7 protein-coding genes and 3 tRNA genes are annotated in these 17,069 nt (G+C 66.8%); 6 read left to right on the forward strand and 4 right to left on the reverse strand.

Features of this window, described 5'->3' with window-relative positions; translation table 11 throughout:
* Positions 1–337: 337 nt before the first annotated feature.
* A complete protein-coding gene (locus tag FB559_RS32795) occupies positions 338–7,207 on the forward strand; it encodes an RHS repeat-associated core domain-containing protein (protein WP_141960819.1) in 6,870 nt (2,289 codons plus the stop codon).
* On the forward strand, positions 7,200–7,538 hold the full coding sequence (locus FB559_RS32800; protein ID WP_141960820.1) for a hypothetical protein: 339 nt from the start codon (positions 7,200–7,202) through the stop codon (positions 7,536–7,538). The genes FB559_RS32795 and FB559_RS32800 overlap by 8 nt, the downstream gene beginning before the upstream one ends.
* Positions 7,539–7,732: 194 nt before the next feature.
* On the opposite strand, the gene FB559_RS32810 is transcribed toward FB559_RS32800, so the two are convergent.
* The 4 genes from FB559_RS32810 to FB559_RS32825 all read right to left on the reverse strand — a co-directional run bounded on the left by FB559_RS32810 (position 7,733) and on the right by FB559_RS32825 (position 9,377).
* On the reverse strand, positions 7,733–8,797 hold the full coding sequence (locus tag FB559_RS32810) for an integrase core domain-containing protein (protein ID WP_141960821.1): 1,065 nt from the start codon (positions 8,795–8,797) through the stop codon (positions 7,733–7,735).
* 312 nt (positions 8,798–9,109) lie between these two features.
* Positions 9,110–9,184: transfer RNA gene (locus tag FB559_RS32815), tRNA-Val, on the reverse strand.
* A 21-nt stretch (positions 9,185–9,205) separates the two neighbouring features.
* A tRNA-Cys gene (locus tag FB559_RS32820) sits at positions 9,206–9,276 on the reverse strand.
* Between the two features lie 28 nt (positions 9,277–9,304).
* Positions 9,305–9,377: transfer RNA gene (locus FB559_RS32825), tRNA-Gly, on the reverse strand.
* Positions 9,378–10,359: 982 nt separating this feature from the next.
* Between FB559_RS32825 and FB559_RS32830 the strand changes: the two genes are divergently transcribed.
* From FB559_RS32830 to FB559_RS32845, 4 genes are read left to right on the forward strand one after another with little or no spacing between them, the layout of a single operon-like run.
* On the forward strand, positions 10,360–12,516 hold the full coding sequence (locus FB559_RS32830) for a fibronectin type III domain-containing protein (RefSeq protein ID WP_141960822.1): 2,157 nt from the start codon (positions 10,360–10,362) through the stop codon (positions 12,514–12,516).
* Complete coding sequence (locus FB559_RS32835) at positions 12,516–13,505, forward strand: AAA family ATPase (RefSeq protein WP_141960823.1); 990 nt, start codon at positions 12,516–12,518, stop codon at positions 13,503–13,505. The genes FB559_RS32830 and FB559_RS32835 overlap by 1 nt, the downstream gene beginning before the upstream one ends.
* 2 nt (positions 13,506–13,507) lie before the next feature.
* Positions 13,508–14,635 (forward strand): DUF58 domain-containing protein, encoded by a 1,128-nt coding sequence (locus FB559_RS32840; RefSeq protein WP_141960824.1) that lies wholly within the window; start codon positions 13,508–13,510, stop codon positions 14,633–14,635.
* Positions 14,632–17,067 (forward strand): transglutaminase TgpA family protein, encoded by a 2,436-nt coding sequence (locus FB559_RS32845; RefSeq protein ID WP_185792514.1) that lies wholly within the window; start codon positions 14,632–14,634, stop codon positions 17,065–17,067. Before FB559_RS32840 ends, FB559_RS32845 begins: the two co-directional genes overlap by 4 nt.
* The last annotated feature ends 2 nt before the right edge of the window (positions 17,068–17,069 follow it).

Consider the following 17,069-nt stretch of genomic DNA (forward strand, 5'->3'; position numbering starts at 1 on the left):
CTCGCGGTGACAACGATTCGATCGCTCCGCGGTAGCTGGCTTGGGGCTTTGACGGCCGTGAGCCTCGGCGTGAGGGAGAGCATGGATCGGCATGCTCAGGTCGCTGGGCGTGCCATTTTCGCTTTCCGTAGTCGCCCGGAGGTGCGCCCGGAGCAGTCGGCCGGCATGCGGGCTCGAGAACGAAGCAAGTAGGAAACGTAAAGCGGAGGCCAAACCTGGACATTGTGCCGGTAAAGGTCGCGGTGTTACCTCTTGTGTTGATCACGAATACGCCTGCGGGGGCCGGCGTCTCGGCGCGCGGAGGTGGCTCGTGTCGTTTGGCCGGTCTCGTTGCCTGGTGGCGATCGTTGCGGCGGTCGCGGTGTTGGTGGCGTTGGTGGCGGTGCAGGTGCCCTCACCGGCGCGAGCTGATACGGCGGCGCGCGAGAAAGAGCCTGTGGTTCACGGTAAGGCGGTGACGGAGCGTTCGCCGTCACCGGATCCGATCGACGCGTACACCTTGAATCCGGGGCAGGTGGCCAAGCGCAAGCCCACATTTCCGGGCGCGGGTACCGCTGAGGTGGATGTGAGCGGAGGGCAGCCGGCCCGGGTGGGGAGTCTGCCGGTGACCATTGCGGCCGCGCAGGGTGCGATGCGGGTGCAGGGTCAGACGTCGCAGAGTAAGGCCGCCTCGGCTAGGGCCGATGGGGAGGCCGTTCAGGATCCACCGCGCCGGGTTCGGATGGAGATGCTCGGCCAGGACTGGGTCAAAGCGGTGGGCGGAGTCGGATACGCGTTCCGGATCTCCCGCAGCGATGGGCTGGCCGCTGACGGGCCGGTGCGGGTGAGTCTGGATTATTCGGGGTTCCGGCACGCGTTCGCGGGTAACTTCGCCGACCGGCTGCAGCTGGTGCGGCTGCCCGGGTGCGCGGTCACCACTCCGGCCGAACCGCGTTGCAGCGCGGCGCCGCTGCAGGTCGAAAGTGTGGTCAATGATCTGAATCGTGGCGTGATCAGCGCGGATGTGGACACCGGAGCACCGGTCTCTGGCCTGACCACCGAAGCCGCCCAGCAGCGGGCCGCCGACGGCGAGGGTACGGGTGCGGTATACGCGCTGACGACCTCGGCCTCAGGATCGGCGGGTGACTACCGCGCCACCGATCTGAGCCCCTCCGGCAAATGGGCATCCGGGGGCGGGACAGGGAGTTTCACCTACTCCTATCCCGTGCCGACCCCGCCCTCAGTAGGCGGTTCCGCACCGTCATTGGCGTTCTCCTACGACTCGGGATCGGTGGATGGCCGTACGGCCGGCACCAACACTCAGGCGTCCTGGGTGGGAATGGGCTGGGAGCTGGGTGTCGGGTACATCGAGCGTAAGTACCGCTCGTGCGCCGATGACGGGCACGACACGTGGGGTGATCTGTGCTGGGAGTCCCCGGATAAGCATGACGGCGAGTCGGGCACCAACGCCGCGGACGGCGCCTCGTATGTGATCTCGGTGGCCGGTCAGGGCGGGGAGATGGTCAAGACCGCAGGCGGGGATTACAAGGTCGTCGACCACCCCGAATGGCGGATCGAGCATCGCTTCGATGGCCATAACGCCGATGAGACCCACGAGTGGTGGCGAATCACCCTTGGGGATGGCACCCAATACTGGATGGGCTACGGGGAGGGCCCGGGCGCGGACGGGGCCACGCGTTCGACGCATTCGAACTGGGTGGTGCCGGTCGTTGGGGACGATGCGGGGGAGCCGCACAACGACGTGGCTCCGGAGTCGAGGAATCAGACGTGGCGGTGGAATCTCGACCGGGTCATCGACCGTAACGAGAACAGCCAGTACTACTACTGGGTGAATGAGGTCAATAACTATAAGCGGTTCGCCTCGGGCAACATTCACTCCTACGACCGCGGCGGCTATCTGGAGGACATGTACTACGGTTCGAACACGAACGCCGCGGATGACCAGCTCACCGGGTGGGTGCATTTCACGGTCGTGAACCGGTGTGTCGAGCGCACTGTAAAAGACGACCCCTACAACGACCCGTACTCGTCAGAGGTGTGTCCGGGGTTCAGTTCGAGCCCTGATTCTTATCCGGATGTCCCGGTCGATCAGATGTGCTCGTCCTCATCCTGCTCCAAGTACTCACCGACGTTTTTCTCGACGTACCGGCTGGATAAGATCACGACCTATACGCGAGCGCTGAACGACACCGGGGCGGCGGACTGGGACAACGTTTCGAAGATCTTCCTGCGGTTCAAATACGCCAACCCGACCGGGACCACCGACGCCGTGCTGTGGCTTGATCACATCCGTCTCGTCGGCGCGTTCGGCGATGACGTCGATGAGGTCGCCCTGCCGGTGGTCAACTTCAACGTCGAAGAACAGTGGAAGTGGAACCGCGTCGACTACAACGAATCCGCCGGCCAGGCCCGCATGTGGATGCCGCGGATCGGCACGGTGCTGAACGGTATGGGCGGGCAGATCAACGTCACGCTCGGCCGACAGAACCCCTGCCCAAACCCCGGCGACGCCGGCTTCACCACCTGGAAGAACAACAAAGAGAACAACTGGGACAACAACAAGGAAGACTGCTTCCCCTCCCGGTACAAACCCGAAGGCGGCGCCGAACAGCACGCCGCCTGGCACAAGTTCCTCCTCAAACGCGTCGATGAGGTCGACAACGTGACGGGTGCCGCTACCAAGGTCACCCGGTATGAATACGACCTGTCCAAACCCGGATGGGGTCACAACCGCGACTACGAACAGCCGCAGACGGCCTGGGACTGGAACGACTGGCGCGGCTACGGAGCGGTCCGCACGATCGAGGGCAACGACACCGCCAACCCTGACGAACTGTCGGTGGCCACGACCACGTACTTTCAGGGGTTGGACAACGACCCCAACGACGACGGAACCCACAAGACGGCGGTCCGCACCGACTACGAGAGCATCGATCACACCGATCATCTGGCGTTGCGCGGCAACAAGGTCCAAGAGCGTCACTGGCGGATGACGAGCGCATGGGATGCTGATCCGGCCAACCGCACTTATGCCGAGATCGCCTCTCAGCGGTTCGACTGGGCGACCTACTACCGCGACACCTGGGATGGGCCCGGCGCGCACAACGCCTACCTGGCCCGCCAGACCGGCGCCTACGGCCGCACCAAACTCACTGACGGCACCTTCCGGCAGGTCGAATCCCACACCCGCTACAGCGACTACTACGGCGCGCCCCTGCAGATTGATGACTACGGCGAACTAGGAGTCTCCGACAACACCTGCACCAAGTTCGGCTACGCCGTCCGCGACGACGCCGACTTCTACCTGTGGGACTTCACCGACAGCGCCGAAACCCGGGCCGGCGACGACTGCGATGCCACCGACACCCTGCTCTCCAAAACGGTCACCTACTATGACGGCGCTACGAGCGCGGCGGCGAATGACGCCGGGATCCATGATGGGAACGCCACGCAGACACAAACGTGGGCGGACGCCTCCCATTACTCTGTCAGCGATGCGACGTATGACGACTACGGCCGGGTGCTGACGGATTCGGCTCCGCACGACCCGGCCGCCACATCGGCGCAGATCGCTGCCCGGACCAGCACCACGACCTATTCCCCGGCGGTGAACTGGCCGCTGACGGTCGCCGAGACCCATCCGCTCGGCGGCACGACGACCACCTATCCCTCACGCGCCGATGGGCAACCGAACCAGACGATCGATGTCAACGGCAAGACCGCCACGCTCGCCTACGACGACATCCGGCGCATCACCTCCGTGACCCTGCCGGGCGATGCGGCCCACACCCCGTCGTACCAGTTCGCTTACCTGATACCGGGGCAGGCCGGCGGGTCCCAGCCGACTGGGCCGATGCGCGTGAGCACCTCACAGCTCCAGGACGGCACCACCTACCTGACCAGCTACGCCTACAACGACGGGCTCGGCCGGGTGCGCCAGACCCAGGAAAAGGGCACGAGTTCCAGCCGGTCGCTGGTGTCGACCGTCTACGACTCCCGGGGCCTGGTGTTCGGAACCTCACTGCCGTACCAGGACGACACCGGTGCCGCCGGGGCGGGCATGGTCGCGGTGGACTACGCGCAGATCCCGTCGTTCACCGCCACCGACTACGACCCGATGCAACGCCCCGTGGATGTGAAGGCCTATCGCAACGGGACGATGTGGCGGCACACCACCACCGCATACGCAGGGGACTCCTACACCGTCACTCCGCCTCAGGGCTCACAGCGCACGTACTGGACGGATGTGGCCGGGAATACGACGAAGGTCCGGGAGTTCGGGTCCGATGGCGCCACCTACGACACCTCCTACACCTACGACAAGGTCGGGAACCTGACCGGAATCACCGACGCGTCGGGGAACGTCACCGGCTACTCCTATGATCTGCTGGATCGCCGGATCAGCGAGAACGACCCTGATTCCGGGTCCGCGACGACGACCTATGACCTGGCCGGGCGGATGAAGTCCGCCACGGACCCGCGCGGGCAGAAGATCACTTACTCCTACGACAGCTTGGACCGCCAAACCGACGTCTGGGCCGGGGAGGAGAACACCGGCACCCGGCTCGCCGCGTTCACCTACGACACCCTCGCCAAAGGCCAGCTCACCTCCGCCACCCGCTACTCGGACGGGAACGCCTACACCAGCCAGATCCTCGGCTACGACGACGGATACCGGCCCACCGGCAAACGCATCACCATCCCCGGCAGCGAAGGCGCCCTGGCCAACACCTACGACTACGCCTACACCTACACCACCGGCGGCGCACCCGCCTCGATCACCTACCCGGGTGCCGGAGGACTGCCCGCCGAGAAGGTGACCACCACTTACAACGACCTCGGCCTACCAAACACGCTGACCAGCGACTGGTCCGACGGCTACACCTACGTCAAATCCACGGCCTACAACATCGGCGCTCGCAACATCGCTGGCCGCTCCTATGGCCCGGCCGGGGGCATCACCCGCGCCTACGACTACACCTGGGACCGGTACCTGCCCAAAACTCTCACCACCACTTCCGGCGCGGACACGCCCACCCCGACCACGGTCCAAGACGACGGCTACAGCTACGACCTGAACGACAATCTCACCGATCTGGTCGATCGCACCACCGTGGTGGGCGGGGTGGCCAAACCGCAGCACCAGTGCTTTGGCTATGACGGCTGGGACCGGCTGAAGGATGCCTGGACCACCACCAACACCTGCTCAACCGGCTCGAGTGCCGCCAACAACGAAGGCCCCGATCCGTACAAGCAGGCGTGGACCTACGACCGGCTCGGCAACATCAAGACCTTCGCCGACGACGGGGTCACCAAGACCTACTTCTACGCCACACCAGGCGCCGGCGTCGCCCACCCCAACGCCCAGACCTCCATCACCACCAGCACGGGCGGAGCCGACACCTACACCTACGATGCCGCCGGTAACCAGAAAACCCGCACCATCGGCGGTGTCAGCACTGGCCTGGAGTGGAACGAACTCGCTCAACTGTCCAAGACCACCACCGGCGGTCAGGCCACCAGCTACATCTACGACACCGACGGCAACCGGCTGCTCCGCAAAGACCCCACCAGCACCACCTTGTACCTGGACGGGATGGAACTGCAGGCCACCGGAAGCACGGTGACCGCCACCCGCTACTACACCTCCGGTGATGCCACCGTCGCCCTCCGCAAGACCGGCGATGCCGCCCCGACCTGGCTGTTGGCCGACACCCAAGGCTCCGCGCAAATCGCCATCGAGGGCTGGACCGGCGCCGCCCACCGGCAGCGCTACACCCCCTACGGAGCCCACCGCGGCGACCGCGACGACATCACCGCCACCGAACACGGATTCCTGAATCACGTCGAAGACTCAGGAACCGGGCTCGACCAGATCGGCGCCCGCTACTACGACCCCACCGCCGCGCGCTTCATCAGCCCCGACCCACTCCAAAAACTCGACGACCCACAACAACGCAACCCCTACAGCTACGCCCGTAACAACCCCGCCACATTCAGCGACCCCACCGGGCTGATACCCCAGATAATCAACCCCTGTTCATACCTCGACTGTTCCGGCCTTCCGTCCGGCAAACCCCCCACACCCAAAGGCAGCGGCGGTAGCAGTAGTAACGACGACGCGGCGGCGGCTGCAGCCGCCGCGGCAAAGGCAAAACTCGCCGCAGCGAAAGCCCAGATCCGCAACGCCGCCATGGGCCTGCTCCGAATCCTTTCGGAAGAACTCGGCATCACCGACGGCTTCAACTGCTTCGTACACGGAGACACGGGAGCCTGCGTCAATACCGCCATCAACGTTCTCAGCTCCTCGGTCGGCGGCCTCATCGGTAAAGTTCTGGCAAAATACGGTGCGCCATGGAGGTTGGCGAAAGGATTTAAGCTTGGCAAACGTCTCTGGGGGCTGGCCAGCGAACTATTCACCAGCGTCAAAGAATTCATCAAAGCCAGTAAAGCATTCAAACTACTCAGACGCGCATGTAACAGTTTCGTCGCCGGAACCCAGGTACGCCTCGCCAACGGCAAACACAAACCAATCGAAAAAATCAAACCAGGCGACAAGGTTCTGGCGACCGACCCCAAAACAGGGAAAACTCGTCCCGAGCCCGTCCTGGCGGCATTCGGTGGAACCAACTACACCGGCCTCATCAAGATCACTATCGACACGGACGGTAAACGAGGCCATCACACCGGCATCATCATCGCCACCGAACACCACAAGTTCTGGGACCCGGCTCGCCACGCCTGGACCCGCGCGGACCAACTCGCCCCCCGGACAGCGCTTCGAACCCCCTCCGGTGGGCCAGTTCAAGTTGTAGCGGCAACCCGCTACCCTAGCCATCCAGTAGTACGCGACCTTACCATCGCCAAGCTTCACACCTTCTACGTGGAAGTAGGGGCGACACCGGTCCTCGTCCACAATGAACTTTGTGGGACCGATGCCGATGCGCTGCAGCATTGGGATAGAGGTAGATCGCGGACCGTTGAAGACTCCGCCAACTATCACCTTGATAAGCATGGAAAGGGAAGAAGTTTTGCGGAGTATACCCAAGAAGCCAAATCTCTCTGGGATCGTACACCGCAGGATTCCCCGAACCGTGTTCCGTGGAAGCTATGGGATGGTCGGGAGGGAATCAAGATCAGAGGTGGATTGCGTGGAGGTGAAGGGATCTATACTCCAGATGGGAAAATTGTGACCTGGCATGACTAATACTTCCGCCTTTGGGCGTGCCTGGCTAGCGTTTCGTGCTATGCCATATCCAGACTATCCACTACTGGAGGAGCTGAAAGACTGGAATTCTGAGCTTCTTACCATAGATGGCGATATTGCCGGATGGGCCTCGCGTGTTTACAGTCGCGATATATCCCCGCGAGAAATATCAGATCTAGATGAAATTATAGTCAAAGTAGATGAGTTGCGACGATCGCTCAATTTTGTGCACCCTAAAACAACTCAGGATGTTCAACTCGTTGGCGAGTATCGTACTTATGTTGAGGCGCTTTTTTTGGTGGTTGAAGAACTCAAGAGGCTTGCTAGGTAAGCCTCGAAGCGGTTTACGCAAGCCAGCGCTGCGCTTGCCGAAAACCTCATCCGTGCTGCTCAGGCGGCATGCTTGTACTCGTGGAGGATTCCACCCAGACATTGGTGCCGCCGTATTTCCAGATCCGAGATCTGGTCTGGGTCGGTGATTGGCGGTGGCGGCGGACGGTGTGGGGCTCGAAAACTCTGATTCCGCTACGCGACCTGCGAGTATTCGTTGATCAGGCCGCCGAGGATCTTCTGGCGGGTGACGCGTGCGGGTTGGATGTCGACCACGCAGGGGCGAGGTTCTGGTGCGATTTGTCGGAGCGATCGGTGGGGGCGGTGCTGGTTGTAATGCCGGCTGTATTCGGTGAGCACGGCCCGCAGGTGGCGTTCGCCGAAGATCAGCATTCGGTCGGTGCATTCGCGGCGGGCGGTGCCCACCCAGCGTTCGGCGATCGCGTTCGCCCGCGGTGCTTGCGGCGGCGTCTTGATGATTTTGATGCCGGCCGAGGTGAACACGTCATCGAAGCTGGCGGTGAACTTGGCGTCCCGGTCGCGGATGAGGAACCGCAGCCGGATAGCACGCTCGTCCAGGTCCATGAGTAGATTCCGGGCTTGTTGAATCACCCACGCGCCGTTCGGGTTGGTCGTGAGGCCGGCGAGGTGGACTCGGCGGCTGGCGATTTCGATGAAGAACAACACGTAGATCCTTTTGAGGAACACCGTGTCGACCGTGAAGAAATCACAGGCCAGCATGCTCTTGGCCTGTGCGGAGAGAAACTGAGTCCAGGTCGGGCCGGTCCGGCGAGGTGCTGGATCGATCCCGGCTCGCTTCAAGATCAGCCACACGGTACTGGGGGCGACCTTGTAACCCAGTCCGAGGAGTTCTCCGTGGATGCGGCGATGCCCCCAGCAGGGATTCTCGGTCGCCAGCTGCAGAACCAGCGCCCGGATCTCGGCGGCTACCGGCGGTCGCCCACCATGACGAGGCGGGTAGGTCCACTTTCGCCGGACCGCATCTCTGTGCCAGCGCAGGAGCGTTGCCGGTGTCACAAAGAACGTCGGCCAGCGTGCGCGGGACAGTAACCGGGACAGCAACGCGAGCACGGCCCGATCGGCTGGCTCGGTCCTGACCTTGCCGACCTGCCGGCGCAGCACTGCAAGCTGATGGCGAAGAACCAGGATCTCCACCTCTTTGTCGACGTCGGCGCGAAACCCCAGAATCACGAATTGAGCGAACCGGATGATCGACTTGTATAGGAATGAGGCCAGCACAAGCGCTGATCCTCCCGTACGGGCTGTAATGATCGTGCGGTAACGCCGCAGGTCGCCAGCCTTGATCGAAGTTTTCGAGCCCCACAGGACCAAACTCACCCAGTGAACGCGTCCGGGCATGACCGCAACCCATGCACGCAGCCGAGAGATCCTGGGCCGGGAGCAGCTGCTCCCGGTGACCACAAACCCACGAATGGGTTGTGTCCCGGGCCCCGTGGAGCAGTCTGCTCCCGATTTGCTCCCGACCGTGCGCCGAACTGCACCGAAACGACGAATCCCCAGACCAGACACACGGTCTGACCTGGGGAGATGTGGTGGGCGATACTGGGATTGAACCAGTGACCTCTACCGTGTCAAGGTAGCGCTCTCCCACTGAGCTAATCGCCCTCATGAAGCTGAGTGCTTCAGAGGTGGAGACGGGATTTGAACCCGTGTACACGGCTTTGCAGGCCGTTGCCTCGCCTCTCGGCCACTCCACCGAGTGAGGTCTTCGACAAGACCTCTCCGAGCGGACGACGGGATTCGAACCCGCGACCCTCACCTTGGCAAGGTGATGCTCTACCAGCTGAGCCACGTCCGCGTGCTACCAGGGGGCTCATGCCCTCCGGCGACCTCCCAAACACTAGCGGATACTCAGCCCAACCCCCAACTCGGTAACGCCTGTCGTGGCGCCGCGGTGACGGTCGTTCGGCGCCCGTCTGAACATCGTGGGCGTAACGTCGTGGCTTGTCCGAAGCCTGTGGCTCCGAGGTCGTTCCGGTGACCGTACTCGCGGCCGACCGTGTCAGCGCGGCGACTTGCGGCTCCGTTCGACGGGGACCGGGGGAGTGCGGCTACCGCACGTTCACGCCTGGGAAGCTCGTCGGCGGGGCATGGTGAGTGTCCATATGCGGGGGCTGGTGCCGGCTGTCGAGGCGTCGAGATGGCCGCGTGATCAAAGCGCTCAGGCCGGGCAGTCGGGCGAACCCGGTTCGGAGTCGCGGTGGTGCGACCACCTCGGGGCGATGCCGGGGCCGTGGACTCATCTAGCCGACGAGCGCCTCCGCAGACGCGCGTACCGAGTGACTCCGCACACGGTAGGTGCTAGGTGAGGGGAGGTGTGCCATGTCGCGGCCGTACGCACCTCGCAGCGGAGGTTCGCCGGGCGGACTGGACCGACTGCCGCCCGCGCCCGACTGCCGCCCGCGCCCGACTGCCGCCCGCGCCCGAACGACGACCGTGTCCGAACGGTGCCCTCCACACGACCGTGAGTGCGTTCCCTCCCTGCTCACAGGTAAGGGGACGCGGCAGGCCTCGTCGGCGTCTTCGGCTTCCCGTGGAAGTAGTCAGGAAATATGACATCCGACGTGGAACCGGACGCTCGATGTCGTACGTCGAAAGCGGTGTCGAAGCAGGGGCGAACGCCGTACGGGCACCGCTCCCCGCGAAAGCAGAGAGAAGTGTTGGAGGCCCTTTTCGGTCACGCTGCGTCGCTGGTCAGAGAAGTGTGTCACCAATTGGGCGCTCGCGACATTTGAGTCGCTAGGACATATTAAGGTGACCCTTGCGTCATCGACGGGCCGATGCGCGACGCGGAGGTGTATATAACGGTGAACGGGGAGCGCAGGTTCTTCCGTCGTGACCGGCTGACCGGCCATATCGCGATAGCCGTCGTCGGTGTGCTCTGTGCCGCCGCCGTGGTGTTCGGGGTTGGAATGGCCAGCGCGAAGTACCACCTCGCGGATGTCGGGGGCTGGCTCAGCTCGACCAAGAAGGGTGAGCTGGTCCACGTCAACGGGCTGTCCGGGAAGGTGGACGGCAAGGTCACGCTGTCCGGCTCGACCGGCCACCCGATGAAGGTGATCCAGCAGGGCGGCGTCGTTCTCATCGTCGACGAGGTCACCGGCGTGGTCAGCCGGGTCGACCCGGCCCACCTCAACGTCGTCCAGGGCGCCACCTACCGCTCCGCCGCGGGCATGCAGGTCGTCTCCGGCTCCGGCTCGGCGTACGCGCTGGACCAGCAGAAGGGCAGCGTTCAGCGGCTCGACCCGATGACGCTCGCGACGATCGGCGGTCCGCTCAGCCTCACCGGTCCGCTGGGCGCCTCCGCCATCGACGCCGCCTCCGTCCTCTGGGTCCCGGTGCCCGCCGACGGACAGGCCGCGCCCGTACGCGCCGGGCAGGCCGCGCGGCCGATCGGCATCGGCCAGGCCGGCGACGACCTCGCACTCACCATCGCGGCCGGTTCTGCCGTGATCACCGACTTCACCGCGGCACAGGCCGTGATCCTTGGAGCGGGAGGCACCCAGGCGAAGGTGCGCCTGCCCTCATCCGTCGCACGGGCGGCCAAGGGCACGGTGCTCGCGCCCGCCAGCACCGACGGCCAGCTCGTCCCCCTGCTCGCCGGCGGGCAGCTGATCGTGCTCAACTCCGGCAACGGTTCCCTGAGCAGCGTCGCGCTGAAGCTGCCGCCGCACCACAAGCTGGCCGCTCCGCAGGCACTCGGGCAGCGCGTCTACATCCCCGACCAGAGTGCGGGCAGCCTGCTGGTCTACGACTCCGCGAACAACCGCATGGAGCAGCAGGTCCCGGTGACCGGGCACCCCGGCCAGCTCGATGCGTTCGTCAAGGACGGGTTGCTGTGGGTCAACGGTCCCGACAGCGCCAAGGCCGTCGTGGTCGACGGGTCCGGCGGCCACAAGCCGATCCAGAAGTACTCCCCGGACGTACCCGGCAGCCAGAACAACCCCATCCCGAAGGTGGGCACCCCAGGCGGCGACCGCGGCAAGCCACGGCCCGGCGGTGGCGGCAGCCACCCGCGCCTGCCCGCGCCGCCCAAGCTGCCCCCCGTCACGCACAAGCCCGACCCGCCCAAGGTCACGCCGCCGAACCCGCCGACCGACCTGCGGGCGACGCCGCAGCCCGACGGCACCATCAAGGTCGACTTCCAGCCGGGCGGCGGGGGCAAGACGACGGGCTACAAGCTCCTCATGCCGGTGGGCCTGACCGCGGATCCGCAACAGATCGACGCGAACGGGCCCAACTACACCTTCACCGTCAGCGGTGGAACCTGTGGCGATTCGTACCGCTTCGCGGTCGCCGCCATGTACCAGAACCAGGACCACGCATCCGAGATCGATTCCGGTTACACCCCGGAGACCATGTCCTGTACGGGTCCGGACGCGCCGGGTGGCGTCACGGGTACCGCCACGCAGCAAGGTGCGAGGGTCAACTGGCAGGCGCCACCCGACAGCGGGGCCACGCAGGTCACGTACGAGGTGCAGGTGACCGGGCCGAAGCAGGCGTCGAACAATGGCACCGCGACGTCGGTGACGTTCTCCCAGATCTCCAAGAACGGCACGTACACGATCCAGGTGACGGCCCGCAATCCCGCCGGGTCCAAGACGGCAAGCAGGACCGTAAGTCTTGTCGGGCCGACGGCGACCTACGGCATCCACAACGGCGGTAACACCGTGGATGAGAGCTACATCTACTCGCAGGCTGATGCGGACAGCGCCAAGGTCGAGACGATCGTGAACGCCAACTCACAGTCAGTCCAGGTCAAATGCCAGAAAATGGGCGCGCAGTACGACCACCCCAACGGCAAGGCGGCGTTCAGCGGCAAGCTCTATGACTACCTGACCCACGGCGGTCACACTGGCTACATGATCGGCTACCTGCCCGACACGCCGCACAGCCCGTGGCAGGAGCTGGCCGGTCCGACCATCTGGGAGTGTTGATGACGGCGGAGGTGTACGGGGCACCTGACGCGGAGGCTTTGGCGGGCCGGTTCGCCCGGTTGTTCGGCGCGTTGGTCGGCAACATCGAGCGGGTCATCCGCGGCAAGCGGGAGAACGTCGAGCTGGCCATGTTGTGCCTGCTCAGCGAGGGTCACCTTCTCCTGGAGGACGTGCCGGGAACGGGCAAGACCACGCTCGCGCGTACGGTCGCGGCGAGTGTGGACGCGCAGTGGACGCGTATCCAGTTCACGCCCGATCTGCTGCCCTCCGACGTCACCGGTGTCTCGATCTTCAACCAGGCGACCAGCAAGTTCGAGTTCCACCCGGGCCCGATCTTCGCGAACATCGTCGTCGCCGACGAGATCAACCGTGGCTCGCCCAAGACGCAGTCGGCGCTGCTGGAGGTCATGGAGGAGCGGCGGGTGACCGTGGACGGGCGGCCGCAGCCGGTGCCACGGCCGTTCATGGTGATCGCGACGCAGAACCCCGTCGACATGGACGGCACGTACCCGCTGCCCGAGGCGCAGCTCGACCGGTTCCTGATGAAGATCTCGATGGGCTATCCGGACCACGGCTCCGAGGTCGCGGTGCTGGCCGGCATGCCGACCGGGCCGATGGTCGACCAGCTGTCCAAGGTCGCGGGCCGCGAGGACATCAAGAACATGATCGACTTTGCCGGGCGCATCCACGTCGCGCCGCCGTTGTACGACTACATCGTGCACATCGTCGCGAGCACGCGTCAGCACCCCGACATCCGCCTGGGTGCCAGCCCGCGGGCCAGCCTCGCGCTGCTGCGGGCGGTGCGCGTACGCGCCGCGGCGGCCGGCCGTTCCTTCGTCGTGCCGGAAGACGTCAAGGCCCTCGCGACACACGTCATCGCGCACCGGCTCATACTCACGCCCGAGGCGGAGCTGCGCGGGCGTGGCCCCGCCGAGCTCGTCGCCGAGGCGCTCGGCCGGGTCCCCGTCCCTCAGGCGGCCGGGGTCTGAACGTGCTGACGCGGCTCGGCTGGGGAATCGCGGCCGTATCGGTGGTGCTGTACGCCGCCGGCGCCTGGCTCGGATATCCCGAGCCGGTCGTCCTGGCGGCCGGTGGCGTGGTGTCCGTGGTGATCGCGCTGCTGTGGACGCTGCCACGGCCCCGCCTCACCGTACGGCGGGAGATCACGCCGCTCAAGGTCGCGCGCGGTGAGTCGGCGAGAGGCGTCCTGTACGTCACCAACACCGGACGGCTCCGGCGCTCCGGGATGCGCGCCCACGACGCGTGCGGGGCGGGGGAGATCGACGTCGAGCTGCCCGGCCTGCGCCCGGACCGTACCGAGTCGGTGACCTACTCCCTGCCCACCGAACGGCGCGGGGAGATCGCGGTCGGCCCGCTGCGCCTCGTACGCGCGGACCCGTTCGGCCTGGCGCGACGGGTACGCGAGTACGGCGACCGGCAGACGCTGCTCGTACGCCCGCGCACCGTCGTGCTCCCGCTGCTGCCGTCCGGCCGCAACCACCACCTGGAGGGCCCGACCACCGACACCGCCCCGGCCGGCACCGTGACCTTCCACGCGCTGCGGGAGTACGTCGTCGGCGATGACCTGCGCTACATCCACTGGCGGTCGAGCGCGCGTACGGGCACGCTCATGGTCCGCCAGCTCGTCGACGCGAGCCTGCCGCAGACGACCATCGTGATCGACACGAATGAGAACGCCTACCCGGACGCGGACGACTTCGAGCTCGCGGTCGACGCCGCCGCCTCGGTCGCGGCCGGTGCCGCCGCGAGGAGCTTCCCCGTACGCGTCGTGACCGGCGACGGCCCGCTCGTGGAGACCCGCGGCGGCGCGCACGACATCGAGCTGATCCTGGACCGCCTGGCACGCCTGACCGCGCACGACGTACCCCACGAGGCGCTCGACGTCGCCCGGCGGGTACGCGCGGGCGGGTCGCTGGTGGTCCTCACCGGAGCGCGGGGGCAGATCTCGCGCGCGGGTACGCTGCGGCGCCGCTTCGACCGGGTCGTGTGCATCCGGATCCGCCCGGAGGCCCCCGGGCCGGGACTCCCCGGGATCGCGCTGATCGAGATGGCGAACCTGGACGAGCTGCGCGCCGCATGGGCGGGGGCGATCCGATGACCACGCCGCCGGAACGGCCGGACCCCGAACCCCTCCAGCCGGAACACCCCGACCCCGCTCAGGGGAACGGAACCGCCGCCCCGCCGACAGTCCCCCCGGACCCCGCGGACGCACCCCTCACCGACCAGAACGGCAGCGACCCCGCTCAGGAGAACGGAACCGCCGCCGCACCGACGGTCCCCCCGGACCCCGCAGCCACCGACCAGAACGGCAAAAACCCGCAGCCGGCGGCCGCCCCTCCCGCGGAGAAGCGGCGTCCCGCCCCGCGCCGCGAGAGGGTCTCCACCGTACGGCTGGCCTTCGCGCTCAGCGGCGTGGCGGCACTCGCGGCCGTCGCCGGGCTCGGCTTCCACCGGGTCTTCGTGCTGGGCGACATCGGCCCGGTCGCCGTTGTCGCGGCCGTGGCCCCGGTGGTCCTGTCGGCACTGGTGTCCTGGCCGCGGCGCCGTACCCTGCCGCTGTGGCTCTCGATCGTCTCGACGGTCGCCGGCTGGGCGCTCGTCGTCGGCCTGACCCTCTTCCACGGCGACTTCGGGGTCATCGGCGGATCCCTCCGGAACTCCTGGAAGGCCACCCTCACCACGCTCACGCCCGCCCCGGGCCGGCCCGAGCTGCTCGTCCTTCCGCACGTTCTGATCTGGTTCGCGGGCGTCGCCGGAGCCGAGGCCGTACTGCGGTCCAGGACGAAGGCGCTACCGGCCCTTCCCGCCGTGGCCGTCTTCGGCGTCGCGCTGCTGCTCGGCGTGGGCGGTCCCGGGTCGAACCTGCCGGTCGCCGCGGGCCTGGTCGGCCTCACCGCCATGCTCGTGGTCGTACGGGGCGCCGGGCGAGTGGGCCGGGTGCCGGCCGGGATGGCCATGGCGTCCGCCGTGGCGCTGGTCGCCGTGTACGCGGGTCCGGTCCTGCCGGTCGCGGGCACGCCGTACGACCCGAGGACGTCCGTCGAGGCGCCGCCGCCGCAGCAGCGGGACAGCATCAGCCCCCTCGACCGCGTCTCGGCATGGCTGCAGACACCGGACCAGCAGATGTTCACCGTGCACACGACCGCGCCGGAGAACTGGCGGCTTGCCGTGCTCGACCGGTTCGACGGCACCAACTGGACCTCCGGCGCGAAGTACGTCCCGGCCGGCAACCGGATACCGGAGGCCGAGTACGCGAAGGGGCGCGCGGCCGGTTCCCGCGTCGACCAGCGCTTCACGATCCAGAACCTGCCGGGCGTCTGGGTGCCGGCCGCGGACCGGCCCCGGACGATCACTGGTCTGGGTGTCACGGTCGACCCCGTCAACGGCGTGCTCACCTCGGCGCGGCAGTTGCGCCCCGGCCAGGCGTACTCCGTCGTCTCGACGGCGCGCGACTACGACGCCGACGAGCTCGCCGCGGCCGAGCCCGCACGCGACGCCGAGGCGCAGGCCGCCACCGCCCTGCCGGAGTCGCCGGGAACGACCGCGAGCAACGCCCAGGTCCCGGCCTTCCAGAAGCTCGCCGAGCAGGTGACACGGGGCCAGAGCACCGGCTTCCAGCAGGCGGCGGCACTCGCCGACTACCTGCGTACGGCGGCCAAGTACGACGTGGCCGGCCTGTCCGGCCACAACTATGCGGATCTGAGCTACTTCCTCAACCGGACGAAACGGGGCACGTCGGAGCAGTTCGCCACCGCGTACGCCGTCCTGGCGCGTTCGGTGGGGCTGCCCACCCGGGTGGTCGTCGGCTTCCGTCCCGGTGTCGGCGGGAACGGCATGTTCCAGGTGCGCTCCGGTGACGTGCTGGTCTGGCCCGAGGTGGACTTCGCCGGTCTCGGCTGGGTGCCGTTCTACCCGACGCCGGAGCAGGAGGGGCGCTCACAGCAGTCCGGTTCCGTACCGGCGGGGGACACGCAGCAGAAGCTGGAGGCGGCACAGAAGAACGCCGCGTCCAAGAACAAGGGCAACGGCGCCGGCAGCGGTGCCAAACCGCCGCCTCCGCAGCCGCCCGCCGTCAAGACGCCGCCGCACCACCCGACGCCGTGGTGGGTGTACGCCTTGGCGGCGGCCGGGCTCATCCCGGTGGTCTACCTGGTGGCCGTGCTGATCCTGCCCGTGCTGAGGCGGCGCCGCAGGCGGACCGGGGCCACGCCCGCGGACCGGATCGCGGGAGCCTGGGAACAGACCGTCGAGACGCTGCACGCGGTGGGCCTGCCGACCGCGACCGCACTGACCGCACACGAGGTCGCGGGCTTCGGCGCGCGTACGGTGGGTGGCACCGAGCCCTACCTGCGGCCCCTGGCCGACCTGGTCAACCGTGCGGAGTACGCCGGGGCACCGCCGGACCTGTTCGCCGCCGAGGTCGCCTGGCGGCACACCGACCAGATCGGCAGTCTCGTCGCGGGCGCCGCCGGCCCGATGCGGCGGATCGGCCGCCGGCTGCATCCGCGCGGCCTGCGCGCCCAGCGCTGAGG

It is taken from the genome of Actinoallomurus bryophytorum (assembly GCF_006716425.1).
GTDB lineage: Bacteria > Actinomycetota > Actinomycetes > Streptosporangiales > Streptosporangiaceae > Actinoallomurus > Actinoallomurus bryophytorum.